Consider the following 594-nt stretch of genomic DNA (forward strand, 5'->3'; position numbering starts at 1 on the left):
AACCGTTTTCCGCCAGACGAAAGTATACTTATTGGCTTTGGACTCAATCTTTGTCCCGTCAATGTATTCCACATTCAGGCTGATGAAGCCTTTGGAAGAAAGAAGAAGTACGGTTTGGGTAAACACCTCGTTGATTTCATTCTTCACCCGGTTGCGGAAACGGTTGATGGTAATGAAATCCGGTTTCTCATATCCGGCAAGCCAGATATAATGGATGTCACGGTGAAGGAGCTTTTCGATTTTCCGGCAGGAGTAGATGTTGTTCATATAGGCATACAGAATGACCTTGAGCATCATCCTGGGGTGGTAAGGGCTGCGCCCGCATTCCTTATACAACTTCCTGAAACTTTCAAGGTTCAGGCTCTCAACCAGAGCGTCAACCATCCGAACTGGATCATGCTCTGCAATATCCTCGTCAATTCTTGGAGGAAAAAGCACTGTTTGGTTGGGATTGTAAGGACGAAAATGTATCTTTGTCATAGTATAAAATGTTATGCTTAAAGATACAAAATCTTTAGGTAATAACAAAGCCCCTGCTTGTGAAAGTCGGGGCTTTGTGCATAAAAAAAGAAGGTGCGCATTTTGACACACCTT

The 594-nt window shown here is 43.3% G+C and carries 1 protein-coding gene; it reads right to left on the reverse strand.

The window, feature by feature from the left end; all coding sequences use genetic code 11:
* A partial coding sequence (locus ACFFUV_RS24160) for a transposase (protein WP_272227189.1) occupies positions 1–480 on the reverse strand: 480 nt, incomplete at its 3' end.
* Positions 481–594 lie beyond the last annotated feature (114 nt).

This window comes from Vibrio olivae (genome assembly GCF_042428525.1).
In the GTDB taxonomy this organism is placed as follows: Bacteria; Pseudomonadota; Gammaproteobacteria; order Enterobacterales; family Vibrionaceae; genus Vibrio; species Vibrio olivae.